Consider the following 16,560-nt stretch of genomic DNA (forward strand, 5'->3'; position numbering starts at 1 on the left):
AACCGACGAGGCCACCGAAGCACCGGACGACGCGCCCGGGACGGCCGAAGCACCGGGCCGATTCTCCGGACCGACGCCCGCCGCACCACCGGCAGCGGCCGACCCACCAGCCGCCGACGCGACCGACGGGGTCGCCGAGGCGGCGGGACCAACCCCCGCCGCGCCAGCGGCAGCAGCCGACACCCCGGAGCCCGCGCCCGACCCACCCGCCGCCGACGACGCGACCGGCGAGGACGCCGAAGCGCCGGACGACGCGCCCGGGGCGGCCGAAGCACCGGGCCGATTCTCCGGACCGACGCCCGCCGCGCCGCCGGGCGAGGTCGCCGAAGCCGTAGGCGAGCCGAGGCCGTTGTCCGCACCGGACGACGCGTGCGGGGCACCCGCCGCGACGGCCGGAGAGCCGGGCTGCTTCCCCGGGTCGACGTCCGCCGCACCAGCGGCGGCAGCCGACACGCCGGAGCGCGCGTCCATGGCACTCGCCGTCGTCGGCCCGCCCGACGGGGTCGCCGAAGCGCCGGGCCGGGCCTCCGCGCCGGCCCCCGCCGCGCCACCGTCGACGACGGCGGCGCCCGACACTCCGGGGCTCGCCTCCGAGCCGCCCGCCGTCGTCGGCCCGTCGGGGCGGTTGTCCGGGCCCGCGCCCACCGCGCCGTCGAACGTCGTCGACGCGTTCGCGGCTCCGCCCCCCGCCGTCCCGTTCTCCGAACTCCCGGGGTCCCCGGTCGCGGATGCGGGCGTCGGGGCCGGCCCGGCGTTCGTCCGTGCCTCGACCGCCGAGGGCGAGGCAGCGGAACCGCCCCCGTCCGGCGCCGCGGCGGAACCGTCACCGCCCCCGCCCGCCCCCGGCGTCGGGCCGTTGCGGGAGGGCTCCGGCGCGTGCCGTCTCGGCGGGCGCGTCTCGTCCGTCAGGCGGATCGCCGACCGGGCCGCGTCGCGGCTCGCCGCCGCGCCCGAGTCGGGGTTTGGGGTCGAACGGGTCATTGGGATCCACCTCATGTTCTCGGGGTCATCGGAACAGGCGCCGCCAGGTCTCCGGGCCCGGGTAGCCGTCGGCCGCGCCGCCGCGCCATCCCTGTGCCCGCTGGAACGCCTCGACATTGCGACGGTCCGCCTCGCCCCAGCGCGGACCGGGACCCGACAGGTAGTGCTTGCCGTAGCCCCGCTTCACCAGCTGCTTGCCCAGCTTCTCCACATATGCGTTGGATTGGCCCGGACGGAAGGAGCCACGCCCGGGGAACCCCTGCGCATGTGCGCTCGGACCGTCCGAACCACTCGAACCGCCGATGCTCCGGCCCTGACCGGACACCAGGAGTCGCCAGGTCTGCGGCCCCGGCAGCCCGTCCGCCGCCTTGCCCTTCCAGCCCTGCGCCCGCTGGAACGCCTGGGTCGCCCTGCGGTCCGCCTCGCCCCAGCGCGGACCGGCGCCCTGGCGGTAGTACTGCTTGGCGCCCCGCGCGATCAGCAGCCGCCCCAGCCGGGTGACGTGCGCGTTGTTCGCGCCGGGGCCGAACATCGCCGCGCCCGGGTACGGGGCCGCGGTCGCGGCGGCGCCGGCGGCCGGGCGGGGCGCCGCGGTCGCGGACACGCCACCACCGCCGCTACCGACGACGCCCTTGTAGCGGTAGGCCACATAGCGGTCCGCGTTGACCCAGTACGCGAGCGGCGTGGCCTGCCGGCGCGTGCGCGGCTTGGTCTGCTCGTACGCGATGTAGGACGTGTGGGTGTAGTCCGTCCATCCGCCGAAGATCGTGACGTGGGAGCCCCTCGTCGGATCGGCCGGGTTGTGGAAGAGGAGGATGTCGCCGGGCTGGAGATCCGTACGGTCGATCCGCTCGGCGAAGGCGTCCAGGCTGCCGGTCCACTCGTTGCCGCGCAGGTTCCACGCCATGGAGATGTAGCCCGAGCAGTCCTGGCGGTAGCCGTCGGACCAGTACTTCTCCATCGAGTACGGGACCTGTGCGCTCACCCATCGCTTGGCGCGGTTGATGATCTCGGCGCGGGTGGTCTTCCGCAGCGACTGGGGGGTGACCTGACCTGTCGTCGGGGTACCGCCCGGCGGGGGCTGCGGACCGGCGCCAGGATCCGAGCCGGGACCGGGCCCGTGCGCTCCGCCGTGCAGCGGGCCCGCACCGCCCTGGGGTGTGTCGGGCCCCGGCGCCGACGCCCTTTCCGTCGCGAGGCCCGCCTGCCCGCCCGCCGCATCGAGCACGAGACCCGCCGCCCCCGCGTCCGTCGCCAGCGCACCCCCTCCCCCCAGGGCCACCCCCGCCGCCGTCACCAGGACCAGCGCGCGGCGCGCGCCGTGCGCCGCCGGGTGGCCGCCCGCGCGTACGGGCAGACCAAGGGCACGATCGCGCCGCTGCCTGGCGCAGCCCGCGCAGCCGCAGTCGGCCGCGGGCTCGAACTCCTCGAAGACCGGAAGGCTCATGCGATTCCCCTCCACACTCGTCAAGATCTTTAGGCGCTGGTGCACGGGCGCCAGTGTCTCAACTGTCCGGACAAATCGCATTTTGACGGATCGAAGGCCTGATACGACCATCCGACAGGCCGGGAGCGACCGGTAATGGTCGGAACCACCCCCGGACGTCGGGTAGAGTTACGCAGGTCAGCAGGCGCCGCTAGCTCAGTTGGTTAGAGCAGCTGACTCTTAATCAGCGGGTCCGGGGTTCGAGTCCCTGGCGGCGCACGCAGAGTCGAGGCCCCCTCACCATCGGTGAGGGGGCCTCGGTCGTCTCATGAGCCCGCGTCATCCCTTTCGTCACAGCAGAACCAGAGCGCCCGACTTTGGGCGGTAAACAGCTTGTTTCGCCCTTGCGATCAAGAAGCGGGGTCGTGGACTCTGGCTTGGTCCCTGGGGGGTTGGGGGCACGCATGGTCGCGTCGAGTGCGGGGTGGGGGCCCCGCCCGTGACCGCGCACGGGGGGATGGACTCATGACGTCTGCATGGACGCCCGCCGGGGGTACTCGGCTCCGTTCCGTGACGACAATGCCACGCTACGACTACGAGCACTACAGCCGGCTCGCCGGGCCACTGACCGAGCCCGATCCGAGCCTGCCCTACCGGGTGCGCTACCGCTCCCTGCTCTCCCAGGAGCCGCACCGGCTGCGCGCCGCGCTCCTGCTCGGCGCCGCGCCGCTCGTGTCGCTGGGCCTGTTCGTCTGGCTGATGCAGCCTCAGCACTGGACCGAGCGGGATCCGAACCTCGACGACGACCTGCTCCGCGCCCTCGACATCGTGATGCTGGTGTCGATCGGCCTGATCGAGCTCTTCCGCACCATGAACGTCCTGTCGAACGCGCACGCGACCCTGGTCGCCCGCGACCCCGTCCCCGTGGTCCCGGAGGCGGGCACCCGGGTCGCGTTCCTCACCTCCTTCGTCCCCGGCAAGGAACCGCTCGCCATGGTGACGAAGACCCTCCGCGCGGCCGTGAAGATCCGCCACCGCGGACCCATGCACGTCTGGCTGCTCGACGAGGGGGACGACCCCGAGGTCAAGGCGGTCTGCGCCCGGCTCGGCGTGCGCCACTTCACCCGCAAGGGGGTCCCCGCCTGGAACCAGTCCGAGGGGCCGCACCGCGCGAAGACCAAGCACGGCAACTACAACGCCTGGCTGCAGGCGCACGGCGACGACTACGACTTCTTCGCCTCCGTCGACACCGACCACGTCCCGCTCCCCAACTACCTGGAGCGGATGCTGGGTTGGTTCCGCGACCCGGACGTCGGCTTCGTCATCGGACCGCAGGTCTACGGCAACTACGACACCTTCGTCACCAAGGCCGCAGAGTCCCAGCAGTTCCTCTTCCACGCCCTGATCCAGCGCGCCGGCAACCGCTACGGCGCACCGATGTTCGTCGGCACCTCCAACGCCGTACGGATCCGGGCGCTCAAGCAGATCGGCGGGCTGTACGACTCGATCACGGAGGACATGGCGACCGGCTTCGAGATGCACCGGCACCGCAATCCCGCCACGGGCCGCAAGTGGCGCTCGGTGTACACGCCCGACGTGCTCGCCGTCGGCGAGGGCCCGACCGCCTGGACCGACTTCTTCACCCAGCAGCTGCGCTGGTCCCGTGGCACGTACGAGACGATCCTCAAGCAGTACTGGAAGGGCTTCGGGACGCTGCCGCCCGGCAAGCTCTTCAACTACACGATGATGATCATCTTCTATCCGATGTCGGCACTGAACTGGATCCTGGCCGCGCTGAGCTGCGCGCTCTTCCTGGGCATGGGCGCCTCAGGCGTCCAGATCGACCCGGCGATGTGGATGATGCTGTACGGCAACGCCTCCGCGCTCCAGATCGGGCTCTACATCTGGAACCGGCGCCACAACGTCTCCCCGCACGAGCCCGAGGGGTCCGGCGGCCTGGCCGGCATGGCGATGTCCGCGCTCTCCGCACCGATCTACGCCCGCTCGCTGATGGACGCGGTGCTGCGTCGCAAGAGTTCCTTCGTGGTGACGCCCAAGGGCGACTCCTCCAGCCCGGACACCCTCTTCGGCACCTTCCGGATCCATCTCTTCTTCATCGTCGTCTTCGGGGGCTCGCTCGCCTCCTCGTTCGTCTTCGGGCACGACCACCCCGCGATGATCACCTGGGCCTCGCTGGCGCTGCTGATCACGGCCGCGCCGATCCTGGCCTGGCGGTACGGCATCCGCGCGGAGCGGCGGCGGCGCGCCGAGGCGCCGGCCGCACCCGTCCACGTACCGGCACAGCGGCCCCGCTGGGCGGAGTCCCCGCAGCAGCCCATGGAGAGCGCGCTGGGAGGGCGTAACGAATGATCGCCAACGCGCGTCGCAACCGGTTCCGACGGGTGGCGATCGGGGCGGCCGTGATCGTCGCGGTCGCCGGGATGAACGGGCCGGCGCTGTGGCGGTTCGGCTCGGAGCGGTACCACGAGTACGCGATCGACCGGCCCGAGTACAAGGCGGCGAACGGGCGCTGGGACTTTCTCGACGTGCCCGCCGACTTCCGGGTCAACGCCATCCACGCGGCCCTGCTGCACACCGGCAAGGTGCTGCTGATCGCCGGCTCGGGGAACAACCAGAAGAACTTCGACGCGAAGAAGTTCGAGTCGGTGCTGTGGGATCCGAAGACCGGGATCTTCAAGAAGATCCCGACCCCGAAGGACATGTTCTGCGCCGGGCACACCCAACTCCCGGACGGGAAGCTGCTGGTGGCGGGCGGCACGAAGCGGTACGAGAAGCTGGAGGGCGATGTCACCAAGGCCGGCGGCCTGATGATCGTCCACAACGAGGACCCGGACAAGCCGATCATCCTGCCGGCCGGCACCCGCTTCACCGGGAAGGCGAACGGCAGGACCTTCGTCTCCAAGGACCCGGTCCTGGTCGAGCGGGCCACCAAGGTCTTCGACAGGAACACCGGGCGGTTCCTCCACAACACCCCCGGCCTCGGCCGGATCTACGTCGAGGCCGAGCGGTCCGGGAAGGCGTACGAGACCGGCACCGAGGACAACTACCGGGTGGCCGGCATGAAGGGATCCGACGCCCGCAACGTGTACGGCATCGCGCAGAAACTCGCCCTGGACAAGAAGGACTTCCAGGGGATCAGGGAGGCCTACGAGTTCGATCCCGTCGCCGAGAAGTACGTGACCGTCGACCCGATGAACGAGGCCCGCTGGTACCCCACGCTCACCACGCTGAAGGACGGGCGGGTCCTCGCCCTCTCCGGGCTGGACGAGATCGGGCAGATCGTGCCCGGCAAGGACGAGATCTACGACCCGGAGACGAAGAAGTGGACGTACACCGGGATCGAGCGGCGCTTCCCGACCTACCCGGCGATCTTCCTGATGGCGAACGGGAAGCTCTTCTACTCGGGTTCGAACGCCGGCTACGGCCCCGCCGACGTCGGGCGCGACCCCGGGATCTGGGACCTGGAGACGAACACCTTCACCAAGGTCCCCGGGCTGAGCGACCCCGACCGCATGGAGACCTCCGCGACGGTGATGCTGCCGCCCGCCCAGGACCAGCGCTTCATGGTGATCGGCGGCGGCGGGGTCGGCGAGTCCGACAAGGCCAGCGCCAGGACCCGGCTCGTGGACCTCAAGGCGGCCGACCCGCGCTTCCGTGACGGCGCCGCCCTGGAGAAGGGCACCCGCTACCCCAGCGCCTCGCTGCTCCCCGACGACACCGTGTTCGTCACGGGCGGCTCGGAGGACTACCGGGGGCGCGGCGGTTCCGACATCCTCCAGGCCCGGACGTACGACCCGAGGAGCGGCACGTACAAGCGCGTCGCCGACCCGAGGGTGGGCCGCAACTACCATTCGGGCTCGCTGCTGCTCCCCGACGGCCGGGTCATGATCTTCGGCTCGGACTCGCTCTTCTCCGACCCGGCGAACACCCGGCCGGGCGTCTTCGAGCAGCGCATCGAGCTCTGGACCCCGCCCTACCTCTACCGGGACGGCGGCCGGCCCGAACTCGGCGAAGGCCCGCGCAGGATCGCCCGGGGGACCACCGGGGTGTTCCGTACGGAGCGGTCCGCGGAGATCACCTCCGCGAAGCTGATCCGGCCGAGCGCCGTCACCCATGTCACCGACGTCGACCAGCGCACGATCGCCCTGACGCTCAAGAAGACCGCCGGCCGGGTGGAACTCGGGGTGCCGAAGAACCGCTCGCTTGTCCCCTCCGGCTGGTACATGCTCTTCGTGACGGACGCGCGGGGCACCCCCTCCGAAGCCCGCTGGGTGGAGGTGCCCTGACCGGTCCTACTCGGCGCCACGGGCCAGGTCGAGCGCGTACTGCTCGAACCACTCCCCCGCCTTCGGACCGCCCTTGCAGTCGCCGTCCGACTCCCCCGGCCGCTTGATCCACAGATACGCCTTGACCCGCGGGTCCGCGGTGCGGACGGTCGGGGGCTCGCCGAGCGCGCGGCCGGGCGGGTTGCACCAGTTCTCCCGCGGATCGCCCTCGGTGTAGGGGCCGTTGCCGTTGCGGCTGGTGTCGACGACGAAGGGCTTGCCGTCGATCCGGTCCGACAGCTGCTTGCCGTAGCCCGTACTGGCCTCCGTGGTCTGGAAGTTGGAGACGTTGACCGCGAAGCCGTCGGCGTCCGCGACGCCCGCGCGCCGCAGCGGTTCGAAGATCTCCTCCGGCTTGCCCCAGCCGGCGTTTCCCGCGTCCAGGTAGACGGTGACGCCCGGTTGGCGCTTCAGCCGCTGGACGGCGCCTTTCAGAAGCTCGTACCGCTCCTCGTGGTACTGCTGCTCGGTGCAGCCGTCGACCATGTGCATCACCGCGTCCGGCTCCAGGACGACGGTGGCGCGCCGCTCCCCGATGCCCCGGGCGACCTTCTCGACCCAGTCGCGGTAGGCGCCTGCGTCGGCCGCGCCGCCCGCGGAGTGCTGGCCGCAGTCGCGGTGCGGGATGTTGTAAAGGACGAGCAGCGCCTCCCGGTCGGCCCGTCGGGCGGCCTCGGTCAGCGCCCTCGCCTCGTCCTCGGGCCGGTCCGTGCCGACCCATTCGCCGGCCGGCTGGGAGGCGATCTTCTCGACGAGTGCGGCGTCCGCGGCGCGGCCCGCCTTCGTGTACGCGGCGAGCTGTCTGGCCGCCTTGCCCTGCGGGTTGACCCAGAAGGGGTCCGTCTCCTTGGGCTGCTGGGTGCCCGACCGCGGTGGTGCGGCGCCCTTGTCCCCGCCGTCCCGAGAGCCTCCGCCGGACGACGTGCAGGCCGACAGCAGCAGAGCCGCGGCCAGCGGCGCGGCGCAGGCCAGGCGGGCACGTCCGGTGCGATGTGCGTACATCCACTCCCCCTTGGGTGTACGGAACCGTACGGAACCGGTCAGGACAATCGTGGCACAAAGGAGGTCTGGGCCGGGACCGGAAGCCCGTTCTACAGTTGCGGCACCCGAACCTCCCGCGGCGGCGCCGGGCTTCTCCCGCAGCCCGTGCGCCCGCGGTCGAGGACCGGCCCGGCCGTCGGGCGCGCGGGACGTGGTCCGTCGGCCGGGCCGGCGGCGGGCGCTCCTCTGCCCGGGCCTCGCCCTACGACGGGCCTCGCGCCGCGAAGGGCCTCGCGCGCGCGTGTCAGGTCTTGCCCGTGCCGGTGAGGTACGCGGAGACGACGACGTTCGCCGTGTAGGCACCGGCCTCGCGGTCGAAGGTGCCGCCGCAGGTGATCAGGCGCAGCTCGGCCCGGTCGGCCTGGCGCTGCCCGTACACCTTCCGCGCGTCGAAGCGCTCCCGGGGGAAGACCTGGACGTCGTCGATGGTGAACTCGGCGACCGTACCGTCGGTCCGGGTCACCCTGACGGTCTCACCGGGGCGGGCGGAGCTCAGGCCGTAGAAGACGGCGGGCCTGGTCGCGGTGTCGACATGGCCGACGAAGAGCGCAGCGCCCTCGGCGCCGGGCCGGGTGCCGGTGCGGAACCAGCCGACCGAGTGGGGCATCTCGAACGGCGGCGGGTCCACCGCGCCCGCGGCGTCCAGGCCGCGCCCGACGACGGGCGCGGCGATGCCGAGGGAGGGGATCTCGACCCGGCGCGGCTCGGCGGGGCTCAGGGGGCGGTGCGCCGGAGGCAGCGGGACGCCGAGCGGACGGCCGACCGCGGCCATGTCGCCGGTGGTCGGTGCCGAGCTGCTGCCCGGCCCTTCGGTGATCTCGCGGCCCCAGAGCCAGAGACCGACGAGCAGGAGGGCCCAGGCGACACCGGTCAGCATCCGCCCGCTGCCGGCCGAACGGCTCGCGTCGGACACGGTCAGTCCGCGCCCGGCGTCGCGCCCGTGCGGCGGCGGCGCGCGCTGCGGAAGGCGACGGCCACCGCGGCGATCGCGGCCATACCGAGGCCGACGAGGGTGTACGGGGTGCCGAGGCCGCTCTCGGTCGTGGTCTGCGCGACACCGGGCGCGGCGGGTACCGGAACCGCCATGGCGGCGCCTCCGCCGCCGGCCCGGACCGGGGCCACGGGGCTCGGGTGGTACGTCGGCCGGTGGGTCGGCTCGAGCGTGGCCTCGTGGGTCGTCTCGGGCCTGTGCTTCTCGACGTGGACCACGCCGACGTCCCGGTGCTCCCGGCCGTCGCAGGTGACGCTGACCTTGTACGTGCCCTTCTGGAGGCCCGACTTGATCGTGGTGTCGCCGAAGAGGGCGTAGTCGCCCCCGTCACGGCCCGTGAGCTCGGCGTTCGCGACGAACGCATGGGACCGGGCGGCGCCGGTGGTGCCCTTGCAGCCCTGGACGCGGACGTCGACATCGGCGCCGGGCTTGACGGTGGACGGGGTGACGGTGACCTTGACGCCGTCCCCGGCAAAGGCGGTACCGGCCGTGGGTGCCAGTACCAGGATGGCGGCCGCCCCTGCGGCACGGAGAGCAATGGGACCTGAACGCATCGTGACCTCCTGGTAGTGGAAGGGTCACCCGGCTCCGGCCGTTTCGCATCCGCAGGGGCCCGACCGGGGCACGCCCCGGGGCCGAACCGGCGGTTACACGCGCTCCACGAGGTCGGCGATCGAGTCGACGATCTTGGAGGGCCGGAAGGGGAAGCGGTCGATCTCCGCATGCGTCGTCAGACCGGTGAGGACCAGGAAGGTCTGCATCCCCGCCTCCAGGCCGGCCAGGATGTCGGTGTCCATCCGGTCGCCGATCATGGCGCTGGACTCGGAGTGGGCGCCGATCGCGTTGAGGCCGGTGCGCATCATCAGCGGGTTGGGCTTGCCGGCGAAGTACGGGTCCTTGCCGGTGGCCTTGGTGATCAGCGCGGCGACCGAGCCGGTGGCCGGGAGCGGGCCTTCGAGGGAGGGGCCGGTCTCGTCGGGGTTGGTGCAGATGAAGCGGGCGCCTGCGTTGATGAGCCGCACGGCCTTGGTCATGGCCTCGAAGGAGTACGTCCGGGTCTCACCGAGGACCACGTAGTCGGGGTCGTGGTCGGTGAGGACGTAGCCGATGTCGTGCAGCGCGGTGGTCAGGCCGGCCTCGCCGATGACATAGGCGGTGCCGCCGGGGCGCTGGTCGTCGAGGAACCGGGCGGTGGCGAGCGCCGAGGTCCAGATGTTCTCCACGGGCACGTCGAGTCCCATGCGGGCGAGTCGGGCGTGCAGGTCGCGGGCGGTGTAGATCGAGTTGTTCGTGAGGACCAGGAAGGGCTTCCCGGTCTCCCGCAGCTTCTTGATGAACGCGTCGGCGCCGGGGATCGGGACACCCTCGTGGATGAGGACGCCGTCCATGTCGGTGAGCCAGGATTCGATCGGCTTGCGCTCTGCCATGTGCGGGGACTCCTGCCGTACAGAAATCGTGCGGTGTGCGGGGGCGCCGCGACAGCGCTGTGGCGACGCCCCCAGACTAATCAGGAAGTGGCGATCTTGACCCCGTCGATCACCCAGTACCAGTTGTTGGAACCGGTGTAGCGAAAGCGGAAGCTCACGCTGGACGCCCCGGTGGGGACGTTCACGGTGAGCGACTGCGGCTGGGAGATCACGTCGGAGGTGTAGCTCTTGACGACGGTCGGCGTACCGCCGTTGAAGGAGGCCAGGACCTGGGCGGTCTGGCTGCCCTCCTGACGGTAGAAGGTGGTGAAGTCCAGGGTGACGCGGCTGGCTCCCGAGAGGCTGTACGCGGGGGTGACCAGGGTCGAGTCGTACGTACCGGAGAAGCTCTTGTCGGCCCACTCGTCGGAGTCGGCAACGGCGAAGACGCCGCGGGAGCGGATGTTGAGCTCGCGGGACTGGCCGGCTTGCGTGCGGGACCAGAACTCGTCGGTGGCGAAGGCCCAGCCGCGCCACTCGGTCATGCCGCCGGTGCCCATGGCGTTGTTGATGACGGACCAGCCGCTGGGCGCGGTGTGGGTGAAGCCGAGGACTCCGGCGGGGATGCCGGTCTCGTCGACGCGGCCGCCGAGGGAGGGTTGCAGCGCGTCGAAGGGGTCGGTGGAGCGCTGCTGGATCGGCTTGCCGTCCAGGCCCCAGGAGGCGTCGGGCGCGATGCCGAGCTGGTGGAAGACGGTGGCGGCGACGTCGACGAGGCGGGTGTCGATGGGGCGGGCTCCGGCGGCGATGCCGGGGCCCTGCGCGAGGACGAAGGTGCGGCGCTCCTCGATGGAGGAGCCGCCGTGGCCGCCGGCGTCGGTGTGGCCGTGGTCGGTGGTGACGATGACCGTCCAGCGCTCGGTGGCGTACGACGGGCGGGCCTTGATCGCGGCGAGGAGCCTGCCGAGGTAGCCGTCCTGGACGTCGATGGCGTCGAGGTACCTGGTGCTCTTGGCGCCGTAGGTGTGGGCGATCTCGTCGGTCTCGCCGAAGTAGACGAAGAGGACGTCCGGGTTCTGGTTCCGGAGGATGTCCTCGGTGGTGTCGGTGATCACCTTGTCGTTGACGGCGTAGTCGTTGTCGTGGACGAGCTTGGCGTCGGCGCCGGGGGTCACCGTGCCGTGCGTGTCGAGCTCGGGCCAGTCGACGGCCGCGAAGAGCGAGAGGTCGGGGCGGACCTGGTTCAACCGCGCCAGGAAGCCCGGGTACCTGGCGTAGTTCTTGCCGGCGAAGGTGTTGTCCTTCACGCCGTGCTTGTCGGGCCAGACACCGGTGGAGACGGTCGACCAGCCGGGGCCGGAGGAGGTGGCGGCCATCGGGTTGGCGTAGAGCAGCGACAGGCCGTACGTGCCGTTCGCCATCAGGGACTTGAGGGTCGGGGCCTTGGCCGCGTCGATCCTGTCGTACCGCAGGCCGTCCATGCCGACGACGAGCACCTTGTCCTTGCTGGTGCCGTTCGGGAGCGTGGGGGCGACGGCGCGGGCGGCGGGCGCGGTGGCCACGCCCGTGGCGGCGACGGCCGCGACGCCCGCGGCGGCGAGCAGGGTACGGCGGGACGGGCCGGTGGACATGCCGGTGATCGGCATCTGGATCCTCCGTAGAAGGGGGTGAGGACACGCCGACGCCCCCGATTCCTCGGGGGCGTTGGTCCGTACCCGTTATCTTTCCGCTACATGCGGAGGGATTCCAGGGTCCGTGCGGTGAACTCTTGGAAGCCCGCGGCTAGCTTCCGGTGGCCGTCTTCCAGGCGTCGACGTAGGCGGTCAGGTTCTTGTCGATGTCGGCCCAGTCCGGCTCGAAGATCTCGACGCCCTCCATCAGCTTCGCGAGCGCGATGGCGTTGGCGTCGGTGGCCTTGACGTCCTTGCGGGCCGGGAAGCCGCCGCCGATCGCGCTCACCTCGCGCTGGGCCTGCTCGCCCAGCATGAAGTCGAGCAGCTTCTTGCCGTTCTCGCTGTGCGGGGCCTTGTTCACCAGGCCGGCGGCGTACGGCAGGGCGAAGCTGGTGGGCTTGCCGCCGTCCTTGGCCGGGAACCAGATGGCGAGGTTCGGCATGGACTTGGACTGGGCGAAGTTCATCTGGACATCGCCGTTGGCGACGAGGATCTCGCCCTTGTCGACCTTCGGGGCCAGCTTGGAGGTGGAGGAGGACGGGCCGACGTTGTTGGCCTGGAGCTTCTTCAGGTACTCCATCGCCGGCTCCTGGCCGCCGAAGTCGTGCATCGCCTTGATGACCACCGCCGTGCCGTCACCGGCGACGCCGGGGGTGGAGTACTGCAGCTTGTTCTCGTACTTCGCGTCGAGGAGTTCCTCCCAGGTCCTGGGGGCCTCCTTCAGCTGCTGCTTGTTGTGGATGAAGCCGAAGTAGTTGTTGACGACGGAGGTCCACTTGCCGTCGTCGGCCTTGTCGGCACCGTCGACCTGCTCGGCGCCCTTCGGGGTGTACGCCTGGAGCAGCCCCTTGGAGTCGGCCTGCTGGATGAAGGGCGGCAGGGTCACGATGACATCGGCCTGCGTGTTGTTCTTCTCGCGGACGGCGCGCTGCACCATCTCGCCGGAACCGCCCTCGACGTACTCGACCTTGATGCCGGTCTGCTTCTCGAAGTCGGCGAAGACCTTGTCGTACCAGCCGTCGCCCTTCTCCCCCTTGAGGCCGTCGGCGCTGTAGACCGTGACGACCTTCTCGTCGGAGGCGGTGGAGGAGCCACCGCAGGCGGTGAGGCCGGCGGCGAGGGCGAGGCTGCCGACGACGGCGGCGATCGGCTTGACGAACATGGACGGGGTACGCATAACGTCGTTCTCTCCTGGGTGAGTCAGCGGTAGGACGCTTTGGTTCGGATACGGGAGACGGCGAGCAGGACGAGCAGGGTCGCGGCCATCAGGACCACGGCGAGCGCCGAGCCGGTGAAGAGGGAGCCGCGGTCGGTGGCCGTGAAGATCAGCACCGGGAGCGGCAGCCAGTCCGGCGGGTAGAGCATCATCGTGGCGCTCAACTCGCCCATGGACAGGGCGAAGCAGAGCCCGGCGGCCGCGTTGAGGGACGGCAGCAGGAGCGGCAGCTTCACCCGGAGCAGGACGTACGAGGGGCGGGCGCCGAGGCTGGCCGCCGCCTGCTCGTACATCGGGTCGAGACGGAGGATGGCCGCCGAGACCGACTGATGGGCGAACGCCGTGACAAGAATGGTGTGCGCCAGGATCACGATCCAGCGCGTGCCGTTCAGGAGCACGGGCGGCTGCGAGAAGGCGACCAGGACGGCGAGGCCGACCACGACCGAGGGCACCGCGACCGGCAGCATGAACAGCGCGTCGAGGACCCTCCTGCCCCTCCTGCGGAGGGCGGACGCGGCGAGCGCGGCCCAGGTGCCGACGGCCAGCGCGAGCAGGCTCGCGGTGACCGCGGTGACCAGGCTGGTGGTCAGTGCCTGGAGGGATTCTCCGCGCACGGCGGCCGAGTAGTGCTCCGCCGTCGGCCCGGAGGGGAAGGCCCCGGACCAGTTGGTGGAGAACGAGGCGGCCACGATCACGAGGAGCGGGAGGGCGAAGAGCGGCACGAAGAGCACCGCGAAGAGCGCCCAGACCGTCCACCTGCCCGTACGGCTATGCACCAGCACGACGGCTCACCACCCGGTAGAGGCCGTAGAGGCCCACGGAGATCGCGACGTTGACGACGGCGACGACACAGGCGGCGGCGTAGTCGGACTCGAGGATCGCCTTGCCGTAGACGAGCATCGGGAGCGTCGTGACGCCCTTGGCGCCGGTGAACAGGACGATCCCGAACTCGTTCAGACACATGACCAGGACGAGGCTCCCGCCGGCGGCGAGCGCGGGCAGCGCCTCGGGCAGGACCACCCGCCGGACGATGCGCAGCGGCTTCGCCCCGAGGGAGGAGGCGACCTCCAGCTGCGCGGTCTCCATCTGCGAGAAAGCGGCGAGGAGCGGACGCACCACGAAGGGCGTGAAGTACGTGATCTCGGCGAGGAGGACACCCCACGGCGTGGTCAGGAACCGGAAGGGCCCCGACTCGGCGCCCGTGACGTCCGTCCACAGGCCGTTGGCCATGCCGACCGTTCCGTAGAGGAAGAGGAGCGCGAGCGTGATGAGGAAGGACGGGAAGGAGAGGAAGACGTCGATGAACTTCGACACCGCCTTCCCTCCGGGAAACGGCACGAACGCGATGACGAGCGCGAGCACGAACCCGAGGACGAGACACCCGACGGTGGCCCCGACGGCCAGCCACACGGTGGTGACCAGCGCGTCCTGGAACGCCTCGGACCCGAGGACGTCGCCGTAGGCACCGGGGACGAGGGACTCCTGGACGACGAGGGCGAGGGGGTAGAGGAAGACGAGGGCCAGGACGGCGACGGGCGGCAGGGCCCAGATCCAGGCGGGTACGGCACGGGACCCCTTGCTCTCGGGACGTCGTGGGCCGTCGTCCCCCATGGCGGTGCGGATGGGCACGACACCACGTGGGCGCTCAGCCGTCATGACCGGCCCCTTGGAGTCACCCATCGGACACCCCGGCCCCCAGCAGCACCCCGTCCTCCGGTGCGAAGTGCAGGACCACCTCGTCACCGAGAGCCGGCGTCTCCCGCAGCTCACGGACGTCCGCCTTGACGCGATGCCCCTCCACGTCGACGTACAGCCGATGCGTGGCGCCCCGCCACTGCACCTCCGCGATCCGCCCCCGCAGCGCGTTCGGCCCGTCGCCGAGCCCGACGAGGTGCGGTCGTACGCACAGCGTGGCGGCCGCGCCCGGGGCGACGTCGTCCGTCGCGACCCGGAGTTCGGCCCCGCCGAAGGTCACCCCGCCCACCCCCACCGTCACCGGCAGCAGGTTCGCGTTGCCGACGAACGACGCCGTGAACTCCGTACGCGGACGGCGGTACAGGTCCTGCGGTGTGCCGCAGTCCTGGAGCCGGGCCCTGTCCATGACGGCGATCCGGTCGGCGAGGGTCAGCGCCTCGACCTGGTCGTGGGTGACGTACAGGATCGACACGTCTGGCAACTCCCGGTGGAGTCGCGCCAGTTCGGCCAGCATTCCCGAGCGCAGCTGCGCGTCCAGCGCGGACAGCGGCTCGTCGAGGAGCAGGACGTTCGGCCGGATGGCCAGCGCCCGCGCGATGGCGACGCGCTGCTGCTGTCCGCCGGACAACTCGCGCGGGTAGCGCTGGGCATAGGCCGCCATCCCGGTCATCTCCAGGGCCTCGGCGACCCGCCCGGGTATCTCGCCCTTCGGCGCCTTCCGCGCCTTCAGGCCGAAGGCCACGTTGTCCTCGACCCGCATGTGCGGGAAGAGGGCGTACTGCTGGACGACCATCCCGATCCCCCGCCGGTGCGGCGGGAGGCCGGTGACGTCGCGGTCGCCGATGAACACCCGCCCGGAGACCGGCCGCACGAACCCGGCGACCGCCCGCAGGGCGGTGGTCTTGCCGGAGCCGGAGGGCCCGAGGAGGGCCATGACCTCGCCCGGTTCGACGGTCAGGTCGAGCGAGTCGAGAACGGTGTGCGTCCCGTACGCGACGGAGACGGAGTCGAAGCGGATGCCGCTACGGGCACCGGCCGCGCGGAGCGTGGCATGCGTGGCGCGCGCCGCTGCGGTCCCGGCGTCCACGGCGGTCGCGGGCCCGGTCACCGGTCCGCCTCCGCCCGCGCGATCGCCCCCGGCAGATCCGCGACCGAGGCCAGCACATGCGTCGCGCCGTGCTCCTTGAGCGCGCCCTCGTCGTGCGCGCCCGTCAGGACGCCCGCGACGATCCCGGCGCCCGAGCGGACCCCGCTGAGCATGTCGTACGAGGTGTCGCCCGCGACCACGAGCTGCCGGACGTCGTCGACGACTCCCGCACGCAGGAAGGCCGCGAGGACCATGTCCGGGTACGGGCGCCCCCGGCCGCCGGCGTCGGCCGGGCAGAGGGTCAGCTCGACCAGGTCGGACCAGCCGAGCGCGTCGAGGATCGCGTCCTGGGTGACCCGGGCGAACCCGGTGGTCAGGACGACCGTCCGGCCCTGCTCCCTCAGCTCGGCGATCGCCTCCGCCGCGCCGGGTATCGGGGCGATCCTGCCGTCGGAGACCAGCTCCCCGTACGCCGCCTCGAAGGCGAGGTTGGCCTGCCGGGCGCGGGCCTCGTCGCCGCCGAAGAGATGGCGGAAGACGGAGATCTTGGACTCGCCCATGGTGGCGCGGACGTAGTCGATCATCGTGGCCGGGTCTTCGCCGAGGCGCTCGGCGGCGGCCGTGAAGGCCTGCTCGACGAGGCCGCCGTCGGCGACCGTGGTGCCGGCCATGTCCAGTACGACGAGGTCGTGCCTGCG

13 protein-coding genes, 1 tRNA gene and 1 pseudogene are annotated in these 16,560 nt (G+C 71.5%); 3 read left to right on the forward strand and 12 right to left on the reverse strand.

Going from position 1 to position 16,560, the window contains the following annotated elements; translation table 11 throughout:
• Both ACFQ7Q_RS05235 and ACFQ7Q_RS05240 read right to left on the reverse strand, forming a co-directional pair.
• Positions 1–981, reverse strand: a pseudogene (locus ACFQ7Q_RS05235) (hypothetical protein); the annotation flags it as partial.
• A 25-nt stretch (positions 982–1,006) separates the two neighbouring features.
• Positions 1,007–2,428, reverse strand: a complete 1,422-nt coding sequence (locus ACFQ7Q_RS05240) for a peptidoglycan-binding protein (protein ID WP_383550161.1) — start codon at positions 2,426–2,428, stop codon at positions 1,007–1,009.
• Positions 2,429–2,612: 184 nt separating this feature from the next.
• On the opposite strand from ACFQ7Q_RS05240, the gene ACFQ7Q_RS05245 reads away from it, so the two are divergent.
• From ACFQ7Q_RS05245 to ACFQ7Q_RS05255, 3 genes are all read left to right on the forward strand, one after another.
• Positions 2,613–2,686 (forward strand) — tRNA-Lys (locus tag ACFQ7Q_RS05245).
• A 246-nt stretch (positions 2,687–2,932) separates the two neighbouring features.
• Complete coding sequence (locus ACFQ7Q_RS05250; protein WP_383550164.1) at positions 2,933–4,777, forward strand: glycosyltransferase family 2 protein; 1,845 nt, start codon at positions 2,933–2,935, stop codon at positions 4,775–4,777.
• Positions 4,774–6,714 carry a galactose oxidase-like domain-containing protein gene (locus ACFQ7Q_RS05255; protein WP_383550167.1) on the forward strand — a complete coding sequence of 647 codons (1,941 nt, stop codon included), beginning with the start codon at positions 4,774–4,776 and terminating at the stop codon, positions 6,712–6,714. Before ACFQ7Q_RS05250 ends, ACFQ7Q_RS05255 begins: the two co-directional genes overlap by 4 nt.
• A 6-nt stretch (positions 6,715–6,720) precedes the next feature.
• Here ACFQ7Q_RS05255 and ACFQ7Q_RS05260 read toward each other — a convergent pair whose 3' ends face one another.
• The 10 genes from ACFQ7Q_RS05260 to ACFQ7Q_RS05305 all read right to left on the reverse strand — a co-directional run bounded on the left by ACFQ7Q_RS05260 (position 6,721) and on the right by ACFQ7Q_RS05305 (position 16,533).
• Complete coding sequence (locus ACFQ7Q_RS05260; RefSeq protein WP_383550171.1) at positions 6,721–7,755, reverse strand: glycoside hydrolase family 6 protein; 1,035 nt, start codon at positions 7,753–7,755, stop codon at positions 6,721–6,723.
• 283 nt (positions 7,756–8,038) lie between these two features.
• On the reverse strand, positions 8,039–8,671 hold the full coding sequence (locus ACFQ7Q_RS05265) for a class F sortase (protein ID WP_383550377.1): 633 nt from the start codon (positions 8,669–8,671) through the stop codon (positions 8,039–8,041).
• 38 nt (positions 8,672–8,709) lie between these two features.
• Positions 8,710–9,339, reverse strand: coding sequence for a hypothetical protein (locus tag ACFQ7Q_RS05270; protein ID WP_383550174.1), 630 nt, complete (start codon positions 9,337–9,339; stop codon positions 8,710–8,712).
• Between the two features lie 93 nt (positions 9,340–9,432).
• The gene (locus ACFQ7Q_RS05275) at positions 9,433–10,212 is read right to left on the reverse strand and encodes an HAD-IIA family hydrolase (protein ID WP_383550177.1); all 780 of its coding nucleotides are present in this window, start codon (positions 10,210–10,212) and stop codon (positions 9,433–9,435) included.
• An 80-nt stretch (positions 10,213–10,292) separates the two neighbouring features.
• The gene (locus ACFQ7Q_RS05280) at positions 10,293–11,822 is read right to left on the reverse strand and encodes an alkaline phosphatase family protein (protein WP_383550379.1); all 1,530 of its coding nucleotides are present in this window, start codon (positions 11,820–11,822) and stop codon (positions 10,293–10,295) included.
• 151 nt (positions 11,823–11,973) lie between these two features.
• A complete protein-coding gene (locus ACFQ7Q_RS05285; RefSeq protein ID WP_383550180.1) occupies positions 11,974–13,041 on the reverse strand; it encodes a 2-aminoethylphosphonate ABC transporter substrate-binding protein in 1,068 nt (355 codons plus the stop codon).
• Between the two features lie 23 nt (positions 13,042–13,064).
• Positions 13,065–13,862 carry an ABC transporter permease gene (locus tag ACFQ7Q_RS05290; protein WP_383550182.1) on the reverse strand — a complete coding sequence of 266 codons (798 nt, stop codon included), beginning with the start codon at positions 13,860–13,862 and terminating at the stop codon, positions 13,065–13,067.
• Entirely contained in the window at positions 13,849–14,691 is an 843-nt protein-coding gene (locus ACFQ7Q_RS05295) for a 2-aminoethylphosphonate ABC transporter permease subunit (RefSeq protein ID WP_383550381.1), read from the reverse strand. Before ACFQ7Q_RS05295 ends, ACFQ7Q_RS05290 begins: the two co-directional genes overlap by 14 nt.
• Positions 14,692–14,752: 61 nt before the next feature.
• Positions 14,753–15,793: an ABC transporter ATP-binding protein gene (locus ACFQ7Q_RS05300; RefSeq protein ID WP_383550383.1), complete on the reverse strand. Its 1,041-nt coding sequence runs from the start codon at positions 15,791–15,793 to the stop codon at positions 14,753–14,755.
• Between the two features lie 86 nt (positions 15,794–15,879).
• Positions 15,880–16,533 carry a phosphonatase-like hydrolase gene (locus ACFQ7Q_RS05305; RefSeq protein ID WP_383550384.1) on the reverse strand — a complete coding sequence of 218 codons (654 nt, stop codon included), beginning with the start codon at positions 16,531–16,533 and terminating at the stop codon, positions 15,880–15,882.
• Positions 16,534–16,560: the final 27 nt, after the last annotated feature.

The sequence above is a fragment of the Streptomyces sp. NPDC056527 genome (genome assembly GCF_042794475.1).
Taxonomy (GTDB): domain Bacteria; phylum Actinomycetota; class Actinomycetes; order Streptomycetales; family Streptomycetaceae; genus Streptomyces.